The organism is Sphaerisporangium sp. B11E5 (genome assembly GCF_039871875.1).
Classification (GTDB): Bacteria; Actinomycetota; Actinomycetes; order Streptosporangiales; family Streptosporangiaceae; genus Sphaerisporangium.
This window is the reverse complement of sequence record NZ_JBDPMD010000045.1, coordinates 61814-77980: the sequence shown is the minus strand read 5'-3', so window position 1 is coordinate 77980 and position 16167 is coordinate 61814. Positions and strand designations below refer to the sequence as shown.

The following is a 16167-nucleotide window of genomic DNA, read 5'->3' as shown; positions in this document are numbered from 1 at the left end:
CGGACGAGGAACCACACCCCTGACGCACGCCGCGATCCCGGCCCGCGGTCACCGGCCCTCGACGCGGGACAGGCTCTCGAACGCGGGACAAGCTCGACGTGTGACCGGTCCTCGGCGTGTGGCGGGCTCTCGGGCGTGTGGCGGGCTCTCGGGCGTGTGGCCGGGCTCTTGGCATGAGGCGGGGGCCCGGCCACACGCCGGGCCCCCGCCTGCGGAGCCACCCTGATCTTCACCCTGTCCCTTCACGCATCGGTCTTCTGCACCGGAGAGCGGCGATTAAACGCCTTGCCGGAAAAACTTTCGGACGGTCACTTGTCGATGTCCCCGACCACGAAGAACATCGACCCGAGGATCGCCACCATGTCGGCGATCAGGTTGCCGGGGAGCATCTCCCGCAGCACCTGGACGTTGTTGTACGACGCGCTGCGCAGCTTGAGCCGCCACGGTGTCTTCTCGCCCCGGGACACCAGGTAGTAGCCGTTCAGCCCGAGCGGCGACTCGGTCCAGGCGTAGGTGTGGCCCTCGGGCACCTTCAGCACCTTGGGCAGCCGCTGGTTGATCGGCCCGGGCGGCAGCTCACGCATGCGGACGATGCAGGCGTCCGCGAGGTCGAGCGACACCTTGGCCTGTTCCATCAGCACGTCGAAGCGTGAGTGGCAGTCGCCCGCCGACCGGGTGACCACCTTGACGGGCAGCTCGTCGTAGGCCAGGTACGGCTCGTCGCGGCGCAGGTCGAGATCCACGCCGGACGCGCGGGCGATGGGGCCGCTGACGCCGTACTGCATGATCGTCGCCTGGTCCAGCACGCCGACGCCGCGGGTGCGGGCGAGGAAGATCTCGTTGCCGTGGATCAGCCGCTCGATGTCGGGCAGCCGTCCCCGCACCTCGGCCACCGCACGGGCGGCGCGGTCCAGCCAGCCTTCCGGCAGGTCTTCCTTCAGGCCGCCGACGCGGTTGAACATGTAGTGCATGCGCCCGCCGGAGATCTCCTCCATGACGGCCTGCAACGTCTCGCGCTCCCGGAACGCGTAGAACACCGGGGTGATCGCGCCGAGCTCCAGGGGGTAGGACCCGAGGAACATCAGGTGGTTGAGCACGCGGTTCAGCTCGGCGAGCAGCGTGCGGGCCCACACCGCGCGCACCGGCACCTCCATGCCGAGCATGCGCTCCACGGCGAGCACGACGCCGAGCTCGTTGGCGAACGCCGACAGCCAGTCGTGGCGGTTGGCCAGCACGATGATCTGCCGGTAGTCGCGCACCTCGAACAGCTTCTCCGCGCCGCGGTGCATGTAGCCGATGATCGGCTCGCACGACGCGATGCGTTCGCCGTCCACGGTGAGCCGCAGGCGCAGCACCCCGTGTGTCGACGGGTGCTGGGGCCCGATGTTGAGGATCATGTCCTCGGTCGCCAGCTCCTTGGCCCCGGCGCCGATGCCCACGACGCGTTCGGTGCGAGCAGCGGCTCCGGCAGGAGGTTCCGTCATACCCTCATGCTGTCACGTCAGCGCCGGGAGACAAGATCTGCCAGCGCGGTGAGCAGCCGTTCGACGTGCTCGGCGGTGGTTCCGGCGCCGATGGACGCCCGCACGGCCCCCGACGCGCCGCACGGCCCGGCGTCGCCGAGCAGGTGGCCGACCAGGGGGTGGGCGCAGAAGCGGCCGTCCCTGACGCCGATGCCGTACTCCGCGGACAGGGCCTCGGCCACCTCGCGGGCGGTCCATCCCTCGACGACGAACGAGACGATGCCGACGCGGGGGTGGTCCGGGCCCCACAGGGACAACTCGCGCACGCCCTTGATGGCGGCGAGCCCGCCGCGCAGCCGCCCGAGCAGCCGCTCCTCGTGCCTGATCAGCGGGGTCCAGCCGGTGGAGGTGAGGGTGTCGCAGGCGGCGGCCAGGGCGATCGCGCCGAGGACGTTCGGGGTGCCGGCCTCGTGGCGCTGTTCGGGGTCGGCACTCCACTCGGCGTCCACCGCGCCAGTGTCGTCCACGGTCACGGCGGCCGAGGCGCCGCCGCCACGCAGGTACGGCCCCGCGGCGGACAACCAGTCGGGACGGCCGATCAGCACGCCCGCGCCGAAGGGGGCGTACAGCTTGTGCCCGGAGAAGGCCACGTAGTCGAGGTCCAGCGCGGTGATGTTGAGCGGACGGTGCGGCACGAGCTGGGCGGCGTCCACGAAGATCCGTGCCCCGTGCCGGCGCGCGATGTGCGCGAGCGCCGCGACCGGCCAGAGTTCCCCGGTGACGTTGGACGCCGCGGTGACCACCAGCAGCTTCGGCCCGTCGATCCCGGCCAGCGCCTCGTCCGCCGCCCGGATCGCGCTCCCGGGGAACTCCGGCGCCGGCAACCGCACCGTGTCGGTCCACGGCAGCAAGGAGGCGTGGTGCTCGGTGTCGAACACCACCACCGTGGTGCCGGCGGGCAGACATCGCGCCAGCAGGTTGGCCGCGTCCGTGGTGTTCCGCGTGAACACCACCGCGTCGTCCCGCCGCGCCCCCGCGAACCCCCGCACGGTGTGCCGCGCCTGCTCGTACCGCGCGGTGGTGAGCTGCGAGGCGTACCCCGCCCCCCGGTGCACGCTGGAGTACGAGGGCAACGCCGCCGCCACCGCGTCGTTCACCGCCACCAGGCAGGGCGCGCTTGCCGCGTTGTCGAGGTTCGCGTAGGTGACCAGCTTCCCGCCCTTGACCGGCACTTCGAGATCGGCCCCGAGCACGGCGGGAACCCCCGGCGTGGCGACGGGACGGTTCGAGGGAACGGCGGGAGCGGGTGCGGACTTCAGAACGGTGAGCGACAACGCCGGCCTCCTAGGGTCATGGGACCCCGGTCACGGCGTTGGGTGACGGAGCCCGCGCTTGCCCGGCGCACTGCGCGCCGAACCCGGTCCTCACCCGGGGCACCCCGCCGCGAGCGCGAGGGTTGCCGGCCAGCAAGCCGGGGCTTGTCGCTGGCACTCATGACCTACCGGGACTATAACCCGGCCCCCCGCCCGTTCCGCAACCCCACCACGTGTCGTGCGGCACCCCTGCACGTCCTTCCACAGGATTCGTCGGGCTTCGGGTCCTGTATGGCGAACTCTGAGGGTGGGTTGTGCGTTCAACAGATCAATGTCCGAGTTCGGGCCGGTCACCCTCGATGGGGGACGGGCGTAGTTCCAAGGAGGCGAGATGGATTGGGTGGCCGATCCGGGGATATGGATCGGGTTTCTCACCTTGGTCGCCCTGGAGATCGTGCTGGGGATCGACAACATCGTCTTCATATCGATCCTCTCGGGGAAGCTGCCTCCTGAGCAGCGGGATCGGGCGCGAAAGCTCGGGTTGGCGCTCGCGCTGATCACTCGGCTGGCGTTGTTGTTCGCGTTGTCGTGGGTGGTGCGGCTGACGGAGCCGCTGTTCGAGGTGATGGGGCACGGGATCTCGGGCCGGGATCTGATATTGATCTTCGGTGGTCTCTTCCTGCTGGGGAAGAGCGCCTTCGAGATCAGCGAGAGTCTCGAAGGCGGGCACGAGCGGGGCGGCGGGCGGGCCGCCGCGTCGTTCGTGTCGGTGATCGTGCAGATCATGGTGCTGGACATCGTGTTCTCGCTGGACTCGGTGATCACCGCGGTCGGCATGGTCGACGAGATCGGCGTCATGGTCGCGGCGGTGATCGTCGCGGTGGCGGTGATGCTGATGGCGTCCGGGCCGATCAGCCGTTTCGTGGAGAGCCATCCCAGCATCAAGATGCTGGCGTTGTCCTTCCTGGTGCTGATCGGCGTCATGCTCATCGCCGAGGGCTTCGACCAGCACATCCCGAAGGGCTACATCTACTTCGCCATGGCGTTCTCGCTGTGCGTCGAGTTGCTCAACATCCGGGTGCGCCGCAGGTCCCGCGCCGCCGGGAAGCAGCCGGCCGAGGAGGAGCCGGCCGGGAAGGAGGTCGAGCCGGGCCCGGCGCCGCACGCCTGAGACCGGAAACGCGCAGGTCGGTGGGAGGAAAATCCCATCTACCATGACTTTGTGCGTTTTGATCCATGGAATCCGGAGTTCATCGCTCATCCGTACGACGTGTACCGGGAGCTGCGGGACACCGAGCCGGTGCGGTTCTTCGAGCCCACCGGCCAGTGGCTCGTGGCCCGGCACCGGGACGTCAACGCGGCGCTGCGCGACCGGCGGCTCGGCCGTTCCTACCTGCACCTCGCCACGCACGAGGAGTTCGGCAGGCCGGCCGAGCCGGAGTTCCAGGAGCCGTTCTGGCGCGTGATCAGGGCCGGCATGCTGGACGTCGAGCCGCCCGTGCACACCAGGCTGCGCCGCCTGGTCTCCAAGGCGTTCACCCCCCGCATGGTCGAGGAGCTGCGGCCCCGCGTGCGGCGCGTCGCCCGCGAGCTGGTGGACGGCTTCGTCGAGCGCGGCGGCGGCGACCTGCTCGCCGAGGTCGCGGAGCCGCTGCCGGTCACCGTGATCGCCGAGATGCTCGGCGTGCCCGAGGCCGACCGCCACCTGCTGCGTCCCTGGTCGGCGGACATCTGCGGCATGTACGAGCTGAACCCCTCGCCGGCGGCCCAGCACACGGCGGTGCGCGCCGCGTCCGAGTTCGCCGCGTACCTGCGCGAGCTGGCCGCCCTGCGCCGCGACGACCCCGGTGACGACCTGATCAGCGCCCTGGCCCGGGTCGCCGACGGCGGCGACACCCTGACCGAGGACGAGCTCGTCGGCACGTGCGTGCTGCTGCTCAACGCCGGGCACGAGGCGACGGTCAACGTCACAGGCAACGGCTGGTGGTCGCTGTTCCGCAACCCCACCGAGCTTTCCCGTCTGCGCGCCGACCCGTCGCTGCTGCCTGCCGCCGTGGAGGAGCTGCTGCGCTGGGACACCCCGCTGCAGATGTTCGAGCGCTGGGTGCTCGAGGACGTCACCATCGGCGGCGTGGACATCCCGAAGGGCGCCGAGGTGGCCCTGCTGTTCGGCTCGGCCAACCGCGACCCGGAGGTCTTCCCCGACCCCGACCGCCTGGACGTGGGCCGCGCCGACAACCCGCACATCTCCTTCGGCGCCGGCATCCACTTCTGCCTCGGCGCGCCCCTGGCCCGCGTGGAGCTGATCGAGTCGTTCGGGGCCCTGCTGGAGGCGGCGCCCGCGCTGCGCCTGGTCGAGGAGCCGGCCTGGAAGCCGAACTACGTGATCCGCGGCCTTGAGTCACTCGAGGTGACCACCGCTTAGGTCCCCGGCGGCCACCCGCCCAGCGAGGGGCAGGTGGCCTGGACCAGCCAGCCGAAGCCCCCGAGCCCCGCGGGGTCGATCAGCTCGGCCTCCCGGGACGCCCGGGTGAGCCCCCGCAGGTACGCCCCCGGGTCGGCGCTCGCGGCGGAGAGCGACGGCCGGGCGCCGGTGACGCCGAGTGAGCGCAGCGCATGCCGCTGGGTGGTCAGGGTTGTGGATATCGCGCCCGCTTCCTCGCCGGCGACGGCGCAGGCGTCCAGCGCGACGTGTGCGGTGATATCGCAGGATCCGTCGGGTATCGCGGCCACGCAGCCCCCGTCCCGGTATCCGGTCAAGGTGCCGTACGGCGGGCGGTTATCCACAGGGTGTGCATAATCGGCCGCCACCGCGAGCCCCCGCGAGAGCCGTCCGACGACCGCGGCCCACGCCTCGTCCCGGGTCCGCCCGATCTCCGCGCGCCTCCCCGTGGCCCGCAGCGGCCACCACCGCTCCAGCCATGCGAGGTCCCGCTCCTCCGGCCGGTCCCCGAGCCGTTCCTCGCCGGTCCCCGGGTCCACCAGCACCAGCCGCGGGCCGTCCCCGGCCTGCTCGGCGACGTCGAGCGGCACGTTGTCCAGCCACTCGTTGGCGATCACCAGCCCGGTGACGCCCTCCGGCACCTCGGCGGCCCACCGGACCGCCGGGTCCAGCCCCGGCGGCGGCGCGGCGAGGTCGACCGCCGTGGCCCGCAAGCGGGCGGCCAGGGACGGCTCCGCCGCATGCAGCACCGCGGTCACCAGCCCGCCGTCCCCGGAGCCGACGTCCACGAGATCGAGCGCGTCCGGGCGGCCGAGCGCGGCGTCCACCTCGTCGAGCAGCCGCAGCACCGCGCCCGCGAACACCTCGGACGCGCTCACCGAGGTGCGGAAGTGGCCGCGCGGGCGTTCCCTCAGATAGAACCCGCGCTCGCCGTAGAGCGCTCGCTCCATGGCCTCCCGCCAGGTCACCCACACGGCACGGCACGTTACCAACGCCCGATCGCGGCGCGCGGCAGGCGCCGCCGTACCCTGGTCAACTGGGCCTGTCGTCGATGGGAAGAAACCTGGACGGAGCGTGATGGAGACTAGCGACCGCCCCGGGCGCCTCGCCGTCGGGGTGCTCGGCGCCGGGCGGGTGGGGTCGGCCCTCGGCGCGGCGCTCGCGCAGGCCGGCCACCGCGTCGTGGCCGCCGCCGGGGTCTCCGACGAGTCCCGCCGCCGGGCGGGGGAGCGGCTCGGCGTGGGCATCTCCCGGCCGGACGACCTGATCGCCCGCTCCGAGCTTGTGCTCCTCACCGTCCCCGACGACGTCCTGCCGGGCCTGGTCGCCGGGCTCGCCGCCGCGGGGGTGGACCTGCGGGGCAAGATGCTCGTGCACACCAGCGGCGCGTACGGCCTCGGCGTGCTCGACCCTGCCACCGCCGCGGGTGCCCTGCCGTTCGCGCTGCACCCGGTGATGACCTTCACCGGCCGCGAGGACGACCTTCGCAGGGTCACCGGCTGTTCCTTCGGGGTGACCGCGCCCGAGCCGTTGCGCCCGGTGGCCGAGGCCCTGGTGATCGAGATGGGCGGCGAGCCGGTGTGGGTGGCCGAGCAGGACCGCGCCACCTACCACGCGGCGCTGGCCGGCGCCGCCAACCACATGGTGACGCTGATCGCCGAGTCGCAGCAGATCCTGCGCGGCATCGGCGTGGAGCACCCGGGCCGTATGCTCGGCCCGCTGCTCGGCGCCGCCCTGGACAACGCCCTGCGTCTCGGCATCACCGGCCTCACCGGCCCGGTCGTGCGCGGCGACGCGGGCACCGTACGCAAGCACGTGGACGCCCTCATGGCCGCCGCCCCCGAGGCCGCCGACGCCTACGTGGCGCTGGCCCGGCTCACCGCGGACCGGGCCCTGGCCGCCGGGCTGCTCAAACCGGAGGCCGCCGAGCGCCTCCTCGACGCGCTGGGAGGCAACTCGTGGACGTGATCGTCGCCGCGAACCGCGCCGAACTGGCCGCGGCCCGCGCCGCGCTGGGCGTGACAGGCGACACGGGAACGGGCGGCGCCGCCCGGCCCGGCGTGGCACCGGGCACACTGGCGCTGGTGCCGACGATGGGAGCGCTGCACGAGGGGCACCGGTCGCTGATCCGGCTGGCCCGCGAGCACGCCGAGCACGTCGCGGTGAGCATCTTCGTCAACCCGCTGCAGTTCGGCCCCGCGGAGGACTTCTCCCGCTACCCGCGCACGATGGAGGCCGACCTGGAGGTGTGCGCGGCCGAGGGCGTGGGCCTGGTGTTCGCGCCCTCCGCCGCCGAGATGTACCTCCCCGACCGGCAGGTCGGCGTGTCGGCGGGCACCATGGGCACGATCGTGGAGGGCTCCTTCCGCCCCGGCCACTTCGACGGCGTGCTGACCGTGGTGCTGAAGCTCCTCAACCTGGTGCGCCCGCACGTCGCGGTGTTCGGCCGCAAGGACGCCCAGCAGCTCGCCCTGATCCGCCGCATGGTGGCCGATCTCGACGTCCCGGTGACCGTCGTCGGCGGCGCGACGGTCCGCGAGCCGGACGGCCTCGCCCTGTCCAGCCGCAACCGCTACCTCAGCCCCGCCGACCGCGTGACCGCCCTGGCCCTGTCGGCCGCGCTCCGCGCCGGCGCCGGGCACACCCGTCCCGCGGACATCCTGCGCGCCGCGCACGCCGTCCTCGACGCCGCCACCGCCGCCGACCCCCCTCTCACCCTCGACTACCTCACCCTGGCCGACCCCGCCACGTTCACCCCCGTCACCGACGACCACAGAGGCGAGGCCGTCCTGGCCGTCGCCGCCCGCGTCGGCGCCACCCGCCTGATCGACAACATGGTGCTGACCCTGCCCTGACCCCCGTCCCCGGAGGGGCGGGTCCCGCCGCCCGGGGGGACGCATAACCTGTGGCGAGGCGCTGACCCGCGGAAATCGTGAAGAACACCCCCATGGGCGGGGACGTGTGCGCCATCGGTTATCGTCATAGTGACGAAATTAGGAGCGACCCATGACGTACCCGCCCCTCCCCCGGCGGCTCACCGCCCCCGATCCCGGATGGACCGTCCACGCCGACCTCGTCGTCGTCGGCTCGGGCGTGGCCGGACTCACCGTGGCACTGCGGTACGCCCGGCTCGTCCCCGGCGCACGCGTGCTCGTCGTCACCAAGGACGTGTTGTCGGCCGGGTCCACCCGTTGGGCGCAGGGCGGCATCGCCGCGGTGCTGGACCCCGCCGACTCCGCCGCCGAGCACATGCGCGACACGCTGACCGCGGGCGCGGGTCTGTGCGACGCGACCGCCGTGAGGATGCTCGTCACCGAGGGGCCGGACGCGCTGCGGCGCCTGATGGACAGCGGCGCGCGGTTCGACCGCGAGCCGGGCGGCGGCCTCCAGCTCACCCGCGAGGGCGGCCACCGCCGTGACCGCATCGTGCACGCGGGCGGCGACGCCACCGGGGCCGAGGTGCAGCGCGCCCTGGTCGCCGCCGTACGGGCCGCCGAGCCCGCGGGACCGCGCGCCCCCGGCATCGAGGTGATCGAGCACGCCCTCGTGCTCGACCTCCTCACGGACGCAGCAGGCGCCGCCTGCGGCGTCACCCTGCACGTCATGGGCGAGGGCGCGCGCGACGGCGTGGGGGCCGTCCGCGCCGCGGCCGTCGTGCTCGCCACCGGCGGCATGGGCCAGGTGTACGCGGCCACCACCAACCCGCTGGTGTCCACCGGCGACGGCGTGGCCCTCGCCCTGCGCGCCGGGGCCGTCGTCAGCGATCTCGAATTCGTCCAGTTCCACCCCACCGTGCTGTGGCTCGGCGAGCACTCCACCGGCCAGCAGCCGCTGATCTCCGAGGCGGTGCGCGGCGAGGGCGCCGTGCTGATCGACGCCGCGGGCGAGCGCTTCATGGCCGGCGTGCACGAGCTCGCCGACCTCGCCCCGCGCGACGTCGTGGCCAAGGCGATCATGCGACGCATGCTGGAGACCGGCGCGGACCACGTGCACCTGGACGCCCGGCACTTCGGTGAGGAGAAGTGGCGCACCCGCTTCCCCACCATCCACGCCATCTGCCTGGAGCACGGCGTCGACCCGGTGCGCGAGCCCATCCCCGTCGCCCCCGCCGCCCACTACGCCAGCGGCGGCGTGCGCACCGACCTCGACGGGCACACCGGCGTCCCTGGGCTGTACGCCTGCGGCGAGGTGGCCTGCACGGGGGTGCACGGCGCCAACCGTCTGGCGTCCAACTCGCTGCTGGAGGGCCTGGTCTTCGCCGAGCGCATCGCCGCCGACCTCGCCGCCGCCCGCCACCGGCCGGGCGAGCCGGTGGACGACGGCCGCGCCGCCGGGCTGGCCGACCCGCGCGTGCGCCCCCGGGTGCAGGCCCGCATGAGCGCGGGCGCCGGGGTGCTGCGCGGCGGCCGGAGCCTGCGTGAGGTGCGCCAGGCTTTGCTGGACGCCCGGTGGACGCCGGTGGCCGTCCAGCCGTGCACGGAGGCCTGGGAGACCACCAATCTGCTCACCGTGGCCACGGCGCTCGTCACCGCGGCCGCGGCCCGCGAGGAGACCCGCGGCTCGCACTGGCGCGAGGACTTCCCCGAGCGCGACGACACCTGGTGGCTCGGGCACCTGGACATGACCCTGGCCGAGGAGGGGCTGACCATGAACTACCGCCGCCACGACGAGGACCGCGCCACCACGCTGCCGCGCCAGACCGAGGCCGAGCTCGCGGACGCCGGCCTGGACCCGGCCGCCGTCGTCGCGCTGATCGACGCCGCGCTCGCCGAGGACAGCCCCGAGGGCGACGTGACCACCCTCGCCACCATCCCGGCCGGCCAGACCGCCACCGGCGACGTGGTGGCCCGCAAGGACGGCGTGGTGGCCGGCCTCCCGGTCGCCGAGGCGGCGTTCGCCCGGCTCTCGGACGGACGGCTCACCGTGGAGCGCCGGGCCAAGGACGGCGATCGCGTGGCCGCGGGCGACGTGCTGATGACGGTCACCGGCCCGGTGCGCGACCTGCTCACCGCCGAGCGCACCGTGCTCAACCTGCTCACCCACCTGTCCGGCATCGCCACGGAGACGGGACGCTGGGTGCGCGCCGTCGAGGGCACCGGGGCCCGCGTCAGGGACAGCCGCAAGACGCTCCCGGGCCTGCGGGCCCTCGCCAAGTACGCCGTCCGCTGCGGCGGCGGTGCCAATCACCGGATGTCGCTTTCGGACGCGGCCTTGATCAAGGACAATCACGTGGTGGCGGCCGGTGGGGTCGCCGAGGCGTTCCGCGCGGTCCGGCGGGCCTACCCGGGCCTGCCGATCGAGGTGGAGGTCGACCGGCTCGACCAGATCGAACCACTGCTGGCGGAGGGGGCGGAGGAGATCCTGCTGGACAATTTCACCGTGGACGACCTGGCGCGTGCCGTGCGCCTGGTCGGCGGCCGCGCGCGCCTGGAGTCCAGCGGCGGGCTCACCCTGGCCGTGGCGCGTGAGGTCGCCGCGACCGGCGTCGACTTCCTCGCCGTGGGCGCCCTCACCCACTCCGCGCCCGCACTCGACATAGCTTTGGACCTCCGGGGGGCTTGATGCTGCTCACGATCGACGTCGGCAACACCCACACCATGCTCGGCCTGTTCGAGGGGGAAGAGGTCATCGAGCATTGGCGCCTCGCCACGGACGCGCGGCGCACCGCCGACGAGATCGCGGTCGTCCTGCAGGGACTGCTCGGCCAGAGCCCTCTGCTGAAGGACGCCGACATCAGCGGCATCGCCCTGTGCTCCACGGTGCCCTCGGTGCTCAACGAGATGCGCGAGATGTGCCGCAGGTACTACGGCGACGTGACCGCCGTCATCGTGGAGCCCGGGGTGCGCACCGGGGTGCCGGTGCGCATGGACAACCCCAAGGAGGTCGGCAGCGACCGCATCGTCAACGCCCTGGCCGCCGTCACCCTGTACGGCGGGCCGTGCGTGATCGTCGACTTCGGCACGGCGACGTCGTTCGACGCGGTCTCGGCCAAGGGGGAGTACGTCGGCGCGGTCACCGCGCCCGGCATCGAGATCTCGGTGGACGCGCTCGCGGCGGCGGGCGCGCAACTGCACAAGGTGGAGCTGGTCCGCCCGCGCTCGGTGATCGCCAAGAACACCGTCGAAGCCCTCCAGGCGGGCATCATCTACGGCTTCGCCGGCCAGGTGGACGGCATCGTCGAGCGCATGGCCCCCGAGCTCGCCGCCGACCCCGACGACGTGACGGTGGTCGCCACCGGCACCCTGGCGTCGCTGGTGGTGGACGAGGCGCGGTCCATCGACGTGCACGAGCCGTGGCTGACGCTCATCGGGTTGCGGCTCATCTACAACCGCAACGTGGGCTGACCCGCTCGAAAAGCAGGCATGCCTCAGCAGGGCCGGGCAAATGCCCCGGCCCTGACGGATCACCGCGATGACGGGCATGCGGAAAAGCCTGGGAAAGTGTGCCATATTTCGCGACTAATAAGCGCGCATAGGCTCCTGATCATATGTCGGCGACATGGGGCGAGCGAGCGTGGGACCGCAGGTGTGACAGCGGAACCGCCGATCCACCAGGCATGCCGTCACACCCTTGCGTGACGTCCGTCGGCGCCCCTCCCCTTGATCGCCGCTGTCCGCCCCGCTACGGGCTCGTAAACATGTCATGAGTAGTTCACATATGGAGTGGTATGTCAATGACGAACGTAACAGGTATCGCGGTCAGTGCTTGACGACCTTTCAACGTGGCGTTTACCGTTCCTGACGGGCGGGCCGAAGCATTCAAGTATGTAGCCGAGTTCGTCGTGGGGGAGAGGACACCCGATGGCGTATCCGGATCTGGTTTCCCGGGGAAATGACATTCCCGCGGGATCAGACGTGGGACTGACCGACGATGATCTGCTGCTGCTCGCCGAACTGGCCAAGGGCGTCACCGTCGATCGAGTCGGCCGGCGGCTCGACGTGAGCGGCCGCACCGTCCGCCGCCGCCTGCGCGGCATCTGCGACCGCATCGGCGTGGCCACCGCGATCGAGGCGGTGGCCTGGGCGGCCCGTCGCCGGCTGATCTGATCCGAAGGTCAGTCGGCGATGCGCACGGCACCCGCGAACGGGCGGTTGCCGATCGGCGCCACCCGCACCACGTCGCCGGTGCGGGGGGCGTGCACCATCATGCCGCCGCCGATGTAGATGCCCACGTGGTGCAGGTCGCTGTAGAAGAACACGAGGTCGCCCGGGCGCATCTCCTCACGGGACACATGGGTGCCCGCGGTCCACTGGTCGCCGGTGTAGTGCGGGAGGCTGATGCCGACCTTCTGGTAGGCCCACATGACCAGGCCGGAGCAGTCGTAGGAGTTCGGGCCCTCCGCGCCCCAGACGTACGGCTTGAGCTGCTGCGTGAGCGCCCACCTGACGGCCTCGGCCGCCTTGCCGTCCCCGGGGATCGGGATGGCCACCTTGGTGGCCCTGCCGTAGCCGCCCACCTGCGAGAGGGCCCGGCGGAACAGGCTGCTCTCGGTGCGGGTCACCAGACCGCGGATCTTGTCCCGCTTCGCGTCGAGCTCGGCGACGAGCTTCTTGACCTCGGCCTCGCGGGCCTTGGCGCTCTCCTTGGCACGCTCGGCGCTGTCCATCGCCTTGGTGATCTGCGAGACCTCCTCGCCCTGCTGGAGCTGCAGGGCGTACGTCGTGGCCGCGCGGTCGAGGTAGCCCTCGGGGTCGCCGGACATCGCGAGGGCGAGTGAGGAGCCGATGCCGCCGGTCATGTAGGCGTCCTGGGCGTAGAGCCCCGCCTTCTGGCGCTTCTCCTCCAGGTCGGCCTGGCTCTTCTCCAGCGTCTGGTTGGCGAGCTTGGCCGAGCGCTGTGCCTGCTTCAGGCGCTCCTTCTGGCCGTTGTACTGCTCGGTCAGCGCCTCGATGTCGTTGTAGAGGCGTTCGACCTGGTTCTTGAGCTCGTTCAGGCTCGGCTTGGGCTCGGCGGTCGCGGACATCAGCGGCGTGCCGAACGTCAGGGCGGTCAGGGCGACGGTGACCATGGCGACACGGCGGGGCAGGCGCCCCGGTCGTACGCGGGCCACTCGGGCCGTCATGGCCGTCACAGCCGCGCCGAACCGGGACCGGTGGTCCAGGGGGCGGGCGTGCCGGCCCGTGCTCTTCCCAGGCGTGCGCCCAGCGTGCACCAACGAGCTCCTCTCCTCGGCCGCCTACCGGGTTAGCTGACGGGTTCGGGCGGGAGTAGCCCTACCGAGTGACCGGTCGCGAAGATCGCGATGCCTCCCTCTCGGATTCACCCCGGGGGATCGGCGGCCGGACGGTACCGGCGGGTGCCATGTGGTTCCCCGGTTCCCGGCGTGTCGGAGGTGGCCGGGATTAGGCGGTCCGGCCATCGTGGGCGATGACCGGGATCGAGCCGTGACACTAGTGCAGCTCAGGTTCCTGCTCAACCAGAACTACGAATTCTGTAGAGGAATCACAACCGCCGCATCACGGAGCGATCACGCCGGGACGGGCCACAAACCCGCTTTACGCTGGGAAGACGTCCGCTTTACGCTCCCGTGACGGCGAAGTCGCAGGTCGCTGCCGTCTTGTTATGGCGTTTACGGGACGTCCTGCCGCGTTTCGACGGCTCGCGCTCGCCCGGCTACCCACCGCGACCGGAATCGGACCTGGCCTAATTTGGGGCCGTCCGTTATCGCCGACGCGCGCCGGCGCAGGTCGGCGACGCGTGCTGCCTGCGGATACGCTGGCCGGTCATGGAGCAGGTCGTGGAGTCCGTGCCGGCCGGGAGCGAGTTGGTCGTCCGGCGTGCCCGCGCGACGGACGTCCGGGCCATCGGGCGATTGGTCGAGTCGTATTCCGGCGACGGGCCCCGCTTGCTGCGCAAGGCCACGGTCACCTTGTACGAGGACGTGCAGGAGTTCTGGGTCGCCGAGCGGGGCGGCGAGGTGGTCGGCTGCGGGGCGCTGCACGTGCTGTGGGAGGACCTCGCCGAGATCCGCACGGTGGCGGTGGACGTGCGCTGCCGGGGGCGGGGCATCGGGCACCGCATCGTGGCGGCGCTGCTCGACACCGCCAGGGAGCTCGGGCTGCGCCGGGTGTTCTGCCTCACCTTCGAGGTGGAGTTCTTCGCCAGGCACGGATTCGCCGAGATCCAGGGCACACCCGTATCACCTGAGGTGTACGCGGAGTTGCTGGACTCCTACGATGAGGGCGTCGCGGAGTTCCTGGATCTGGAACACGTCAAACCGAACACTCTGGGCAACACGCGCATGCTCCTCCATCTCTCGCCGCCTTCCTGAGCCTTCCTGACCCCTGGGATGACGCCATGGAAAGGTGACTGTTGATCCCGCTGTCGCTACGTTGGGCAGCACCACAGCATGTGTGCCTGACATTTGCCACATGCGAAGCCGAAGTGAGGTGAAACGGTGAGCACCGGACAGCCGCCGTACCCACGTGACGAACCGGACGACAACCCGTCATCCGGGACTCCGCAGTATGGACAGCAGGCCGAGCGTCCCGGAGCGGGTCTCGACCCGGAGGTCACAGTCGTCCACCGCCCCCAGCCGACGTCGGAACACGGTTATCCCCAGCAGCAGTCGTACGGACAGCAGTCCTACGGCCAGCAGGACCCCTACGGTCAGCAGGGCGGGACCGGAGCGTACGGCCAGGGATACCCCCAGCAGTCGCAGGGACAGCAGGGACAGCAGGGTCAGCAGTACGGCCAGGGCTACGGCCAGCAGCAGTACGGCCAGGGCTACGGTCAGCAGGGTCAGCAGAGCCAGCAGGGTTACGGCCAGCAGTACGGGCAGCAGCAGGGCTACGGCCAGGAGCAGCAGCAGTACGGGCAGGGCTACGGCCAGCAGGCGCAGCAGGGTTACGGCCAGCAGCAGGGCTACGGCCAGGGCCAGCAGGCCCAGCAAGGCCAGCAGTACGGCCAGCAGGGCTACGACCAGAACGGCTACCCCCAGCAGCAGTACGGCCAGCAGGACCCCTCCGGCTACGGCCAGCAGCAGGGGTACGGCCAGCAGGGCCAGCAGGGCCAGCAGGGCTACGGCCAGGAGCAGCAGCAGTACGGCCAGGGCTACGGTCAGCAGGCGCAGCAGGGTTACGGCGCGCAGGGCTACGGCCAGCAGGGTCAGCAGGGCTACGGCCAGCAGCAGTACGGGCAGCAGTACGGCCAGCAGGACCCGCAGGCCGCCTACGGGCAGCAGCAGTACGGGGCCCAGGGATACGGGCAGCAGCAGGGCTACGGCCAGCCGGCGTACGGCGAGCAGGGTTACCCCAAGCCCTACGGCGCGACGGGCCCGGGCCCGGCCGGGGTGCCGGCGCCGCTCGCCGAGTGGTGGCAGCGCCTGGTGGCGCGCATCATCGACGGTGTGCTCCTCGCGATCCCCACGGTCATCCTCACCGTGATCCTGCTTGCCGTGCTGGTGACCCAGCCGAGCTTCGACCCGTCGACGGGCCAGGTCGTCGAGGGCGGCGGCGTGTTCCTCTACGAGCTCGCGCTGGCGCTGATCGTGGGCGCGATCTACGTCGTCTACGACTTCTTCATGCACAAGAGCCGCGGCCAGACGGTCGGCAAGATGGCCATGGGCATCAAGGTCATCACCCTTGGGGGCTCCCTTGAGGGCGGGCTGCCCAGCGACGCGGCGGTCAAGCGCGCCGCGGTGTTCTTCGGGCCGCAGTTGCTGCGCTGGATCCCGTTCGTGAGCATCGTGGTCGGCATCTTCGCGCTGGTGAACGTGCTGTGGCAGTTCTGGGACAAGCCGTACCAGCAGTGTCTGCACGACAAGGCCGCGAAGACGGTGGTCGTCAAGGTCAGGTGACCGGGGCGCGGACAGGGCCGGGGATCGTACCCGGCCCTGTTTTCGTGTTCTTGCTGTTGAACATTACGGGTGCGAAGTGGGCAAAGTGGTAACGGGCCTACCCCTACTTGCGATAGGACCTTGCATGAACGGCGTGTGCCCGTTCGCCTG

Annotated in this window: 13 protein-coding genes and 2 riboswitches; of the genes, 9 read left to right on the top strand and 4 right to left on the bottom strand. The window is 71.6% G+C overall.

The genetic code is table 11. From position 1 onward, the window contains the following. Positions 1–308 precede the first annotated feature (308 nt). On the bottom strand, positions 309–1484 hold the full coding sequence (locus tag ABGB17_RS30695; protein WP_347635868.1) for an NADH-quinone oxidoreductase subunit D: 1176 nt from the start codon (positions 1482–1484) through the stop codon (positions 309–311). Positions 1485–1501: 17 nt separating this feature from the next. Further along, positions 1502–2782: an aminotransferase class V-fold PLP-dependent enzyme gene (locus tag ABGB17_RS30690; protein ID WP_347635885.1), complete on the bottom strand. Its 1281-nt coding sequence runs from the start codon at positions 2780–2782 to the stop codon at positions 1502–1504. A 64-nt stretch (positions 2783–2846) separates the two neighbouring features. After that, positions 2847–2962: riboswitch (SAM riboswitch) on the bottom strand. A 205-nt stretch (positions 2963–3167) separates the two neighbouring features. Here ABGB17_RS30690 and ABGB17_RS30685 point away from each other — a divergent pair. After that, complete coding sequence (locus ABGB17_RS30685; protein ID WP_347635864.1) at positions 3168–3947, top strand: TerC family protein; 780 nt, start codon at positions 3168–3170, stop codon at positions 3945–3947. A gap of 51 nt (positions 3948–3998) precedes the next feature. After that, entirely contained in the window at positions 3999–5201 is a 1203-nt protein-coding gene (locus tag ABGB17_RS30680) for a cytochrome P450 (protein WP_347635860.1), read from the top strand. Here ABGB17_RS30680 and ABGB17_RS30675 read toward each other — a convergent pair. Further along, the gene (locus ABGB17_RS30675) at positions 5198–6193 is read right to left on the bottom strand and encodes an SAM-dependent methyltransferase (protein WP_347635857.1); all 996 of its coding nucleotides are present in this window, start codon (positions 6191–6193) and stop codon (positions 5198–5200) included. The two genes, ABGB17_RS30680 and ABGB17_RS30675, sit on opposite strands and share 4 nt — an antisense overlap. Positions 6194–6296: 103 nt before the next feature. Between ABGB17_RS30675 and ABGB17_RS30670 the strand changes: the two genes are divergently transcribed. The 5 genes from ABGB17_RS30670 (at position 6297) to ABGB17_RS30650 (ending at position 12265) form a co-directional block, all read left to right on the top strand. Continuing rightward, positions 6297–7187: a DUF2520 domain-containing protein gene (locus tag ABGB17_RS30670; protein WP_347635854.1), complete on the top strand. Its 891-nt coding sequence runs from the start codon at positions 6297–6299 to the stop codon at positions 7185–7187. Positions 7188–7237: 50 nt separating this feature from the next. Further along, the gene (gene panC / locus ABGB17_RS30665; RefSeq protein WP_347635881.1) at positions 7238–8074 is read left to right on the top strand and encodes a pantoate--beta-alanine ligase; all 837 of its coding nucleotides are present in this window, start codon (positions 7238–7240) and stop codon (positions 8072–8074) included. A 151-nt stretch (positions 8075–8225) separates the two neighbouring features. Next, positions 8226–10781 carry an L-aspartate oxidase gene (locus tag ABGB17_RS30660; protein ID WP_347635850.1) on the top strand — a complete coding sequence of 852 codons (2556 nt, stop codon included), beginning with the start codon at positions 8226–8228 and terminating at the stop codon, positions 10779–10781. Then, entirely contained in the window at positions 10781–11563 is a 783-nt protein-coding gene (locus ABGB17_RS30655) for a type III pantothenate kinase (RefSeq protein WP_347635846.1), read from the top strand. Before ABGB17_RS30660 ends, ABGB17_RS30655 begins: the two co-directional genes overlap by 1 nt. 510 nt (positions 11564–12073) lie before the next feature. Further along, positions 12074–12265: a LuxR C-terminal-related transcriptional regulator gene (locus ABGB17_RS30650; RefSeq protein WP_343072946.1), complete on the top strand. Its 192-nt coding sequence runs from the start codon at positions 12074–12076 to the stop codon at positions 12263–12265. Between the two features lie 8 nt (positions 12266–12273). Here ABGB17_RS30650 and ABGB17_RS30645 read toward each other — a convergent pair whose 3' ends face one another. Next, complete coding sequence (locus ABGB17_RS30645; RefSeq protein ID WP_347635839.1) at positions 12274–13371, bottom strand: NlpC/P60 family protein; 1098 nt, start codon at positions 13369–13371, stop codon at positions 12274–12276. A gap of 5 nt (positions 13372–13376) precedes the next feature. Then, positions 13377–13578, bottom strand: a riboswitch (cyclic di-AMP (ydaO/yuaA leader). 366 nt (positions 13579–13944) lie between these two features. Here ABGB17_RS30645 and ABGB17_RS30640 point away from each other — a divergent pair. Continuing rightward, entirely contained in the window at positions 13945–14490 is a 546-nt protein-coding gene (locus ABGB17_RS30640; RefSeq protein WP_347635835.1) for an amino-acid N-acetyltransferase, read from the top strand. 126 nt (positions 14491–14616) lie between these two features. Further along, positions 14617–16017: an RDD family protein gene (locus tag ABGB17_RS30635; RefSeq protein ID WP_347635831.1), complete on the top strand. Its 1401-nt coding sequence runs from the start codon at positions 14617–14619 to the stop codon at positions 16015–16017. Positions 16018–16167 lie beyond the last annotated feature (150 nt).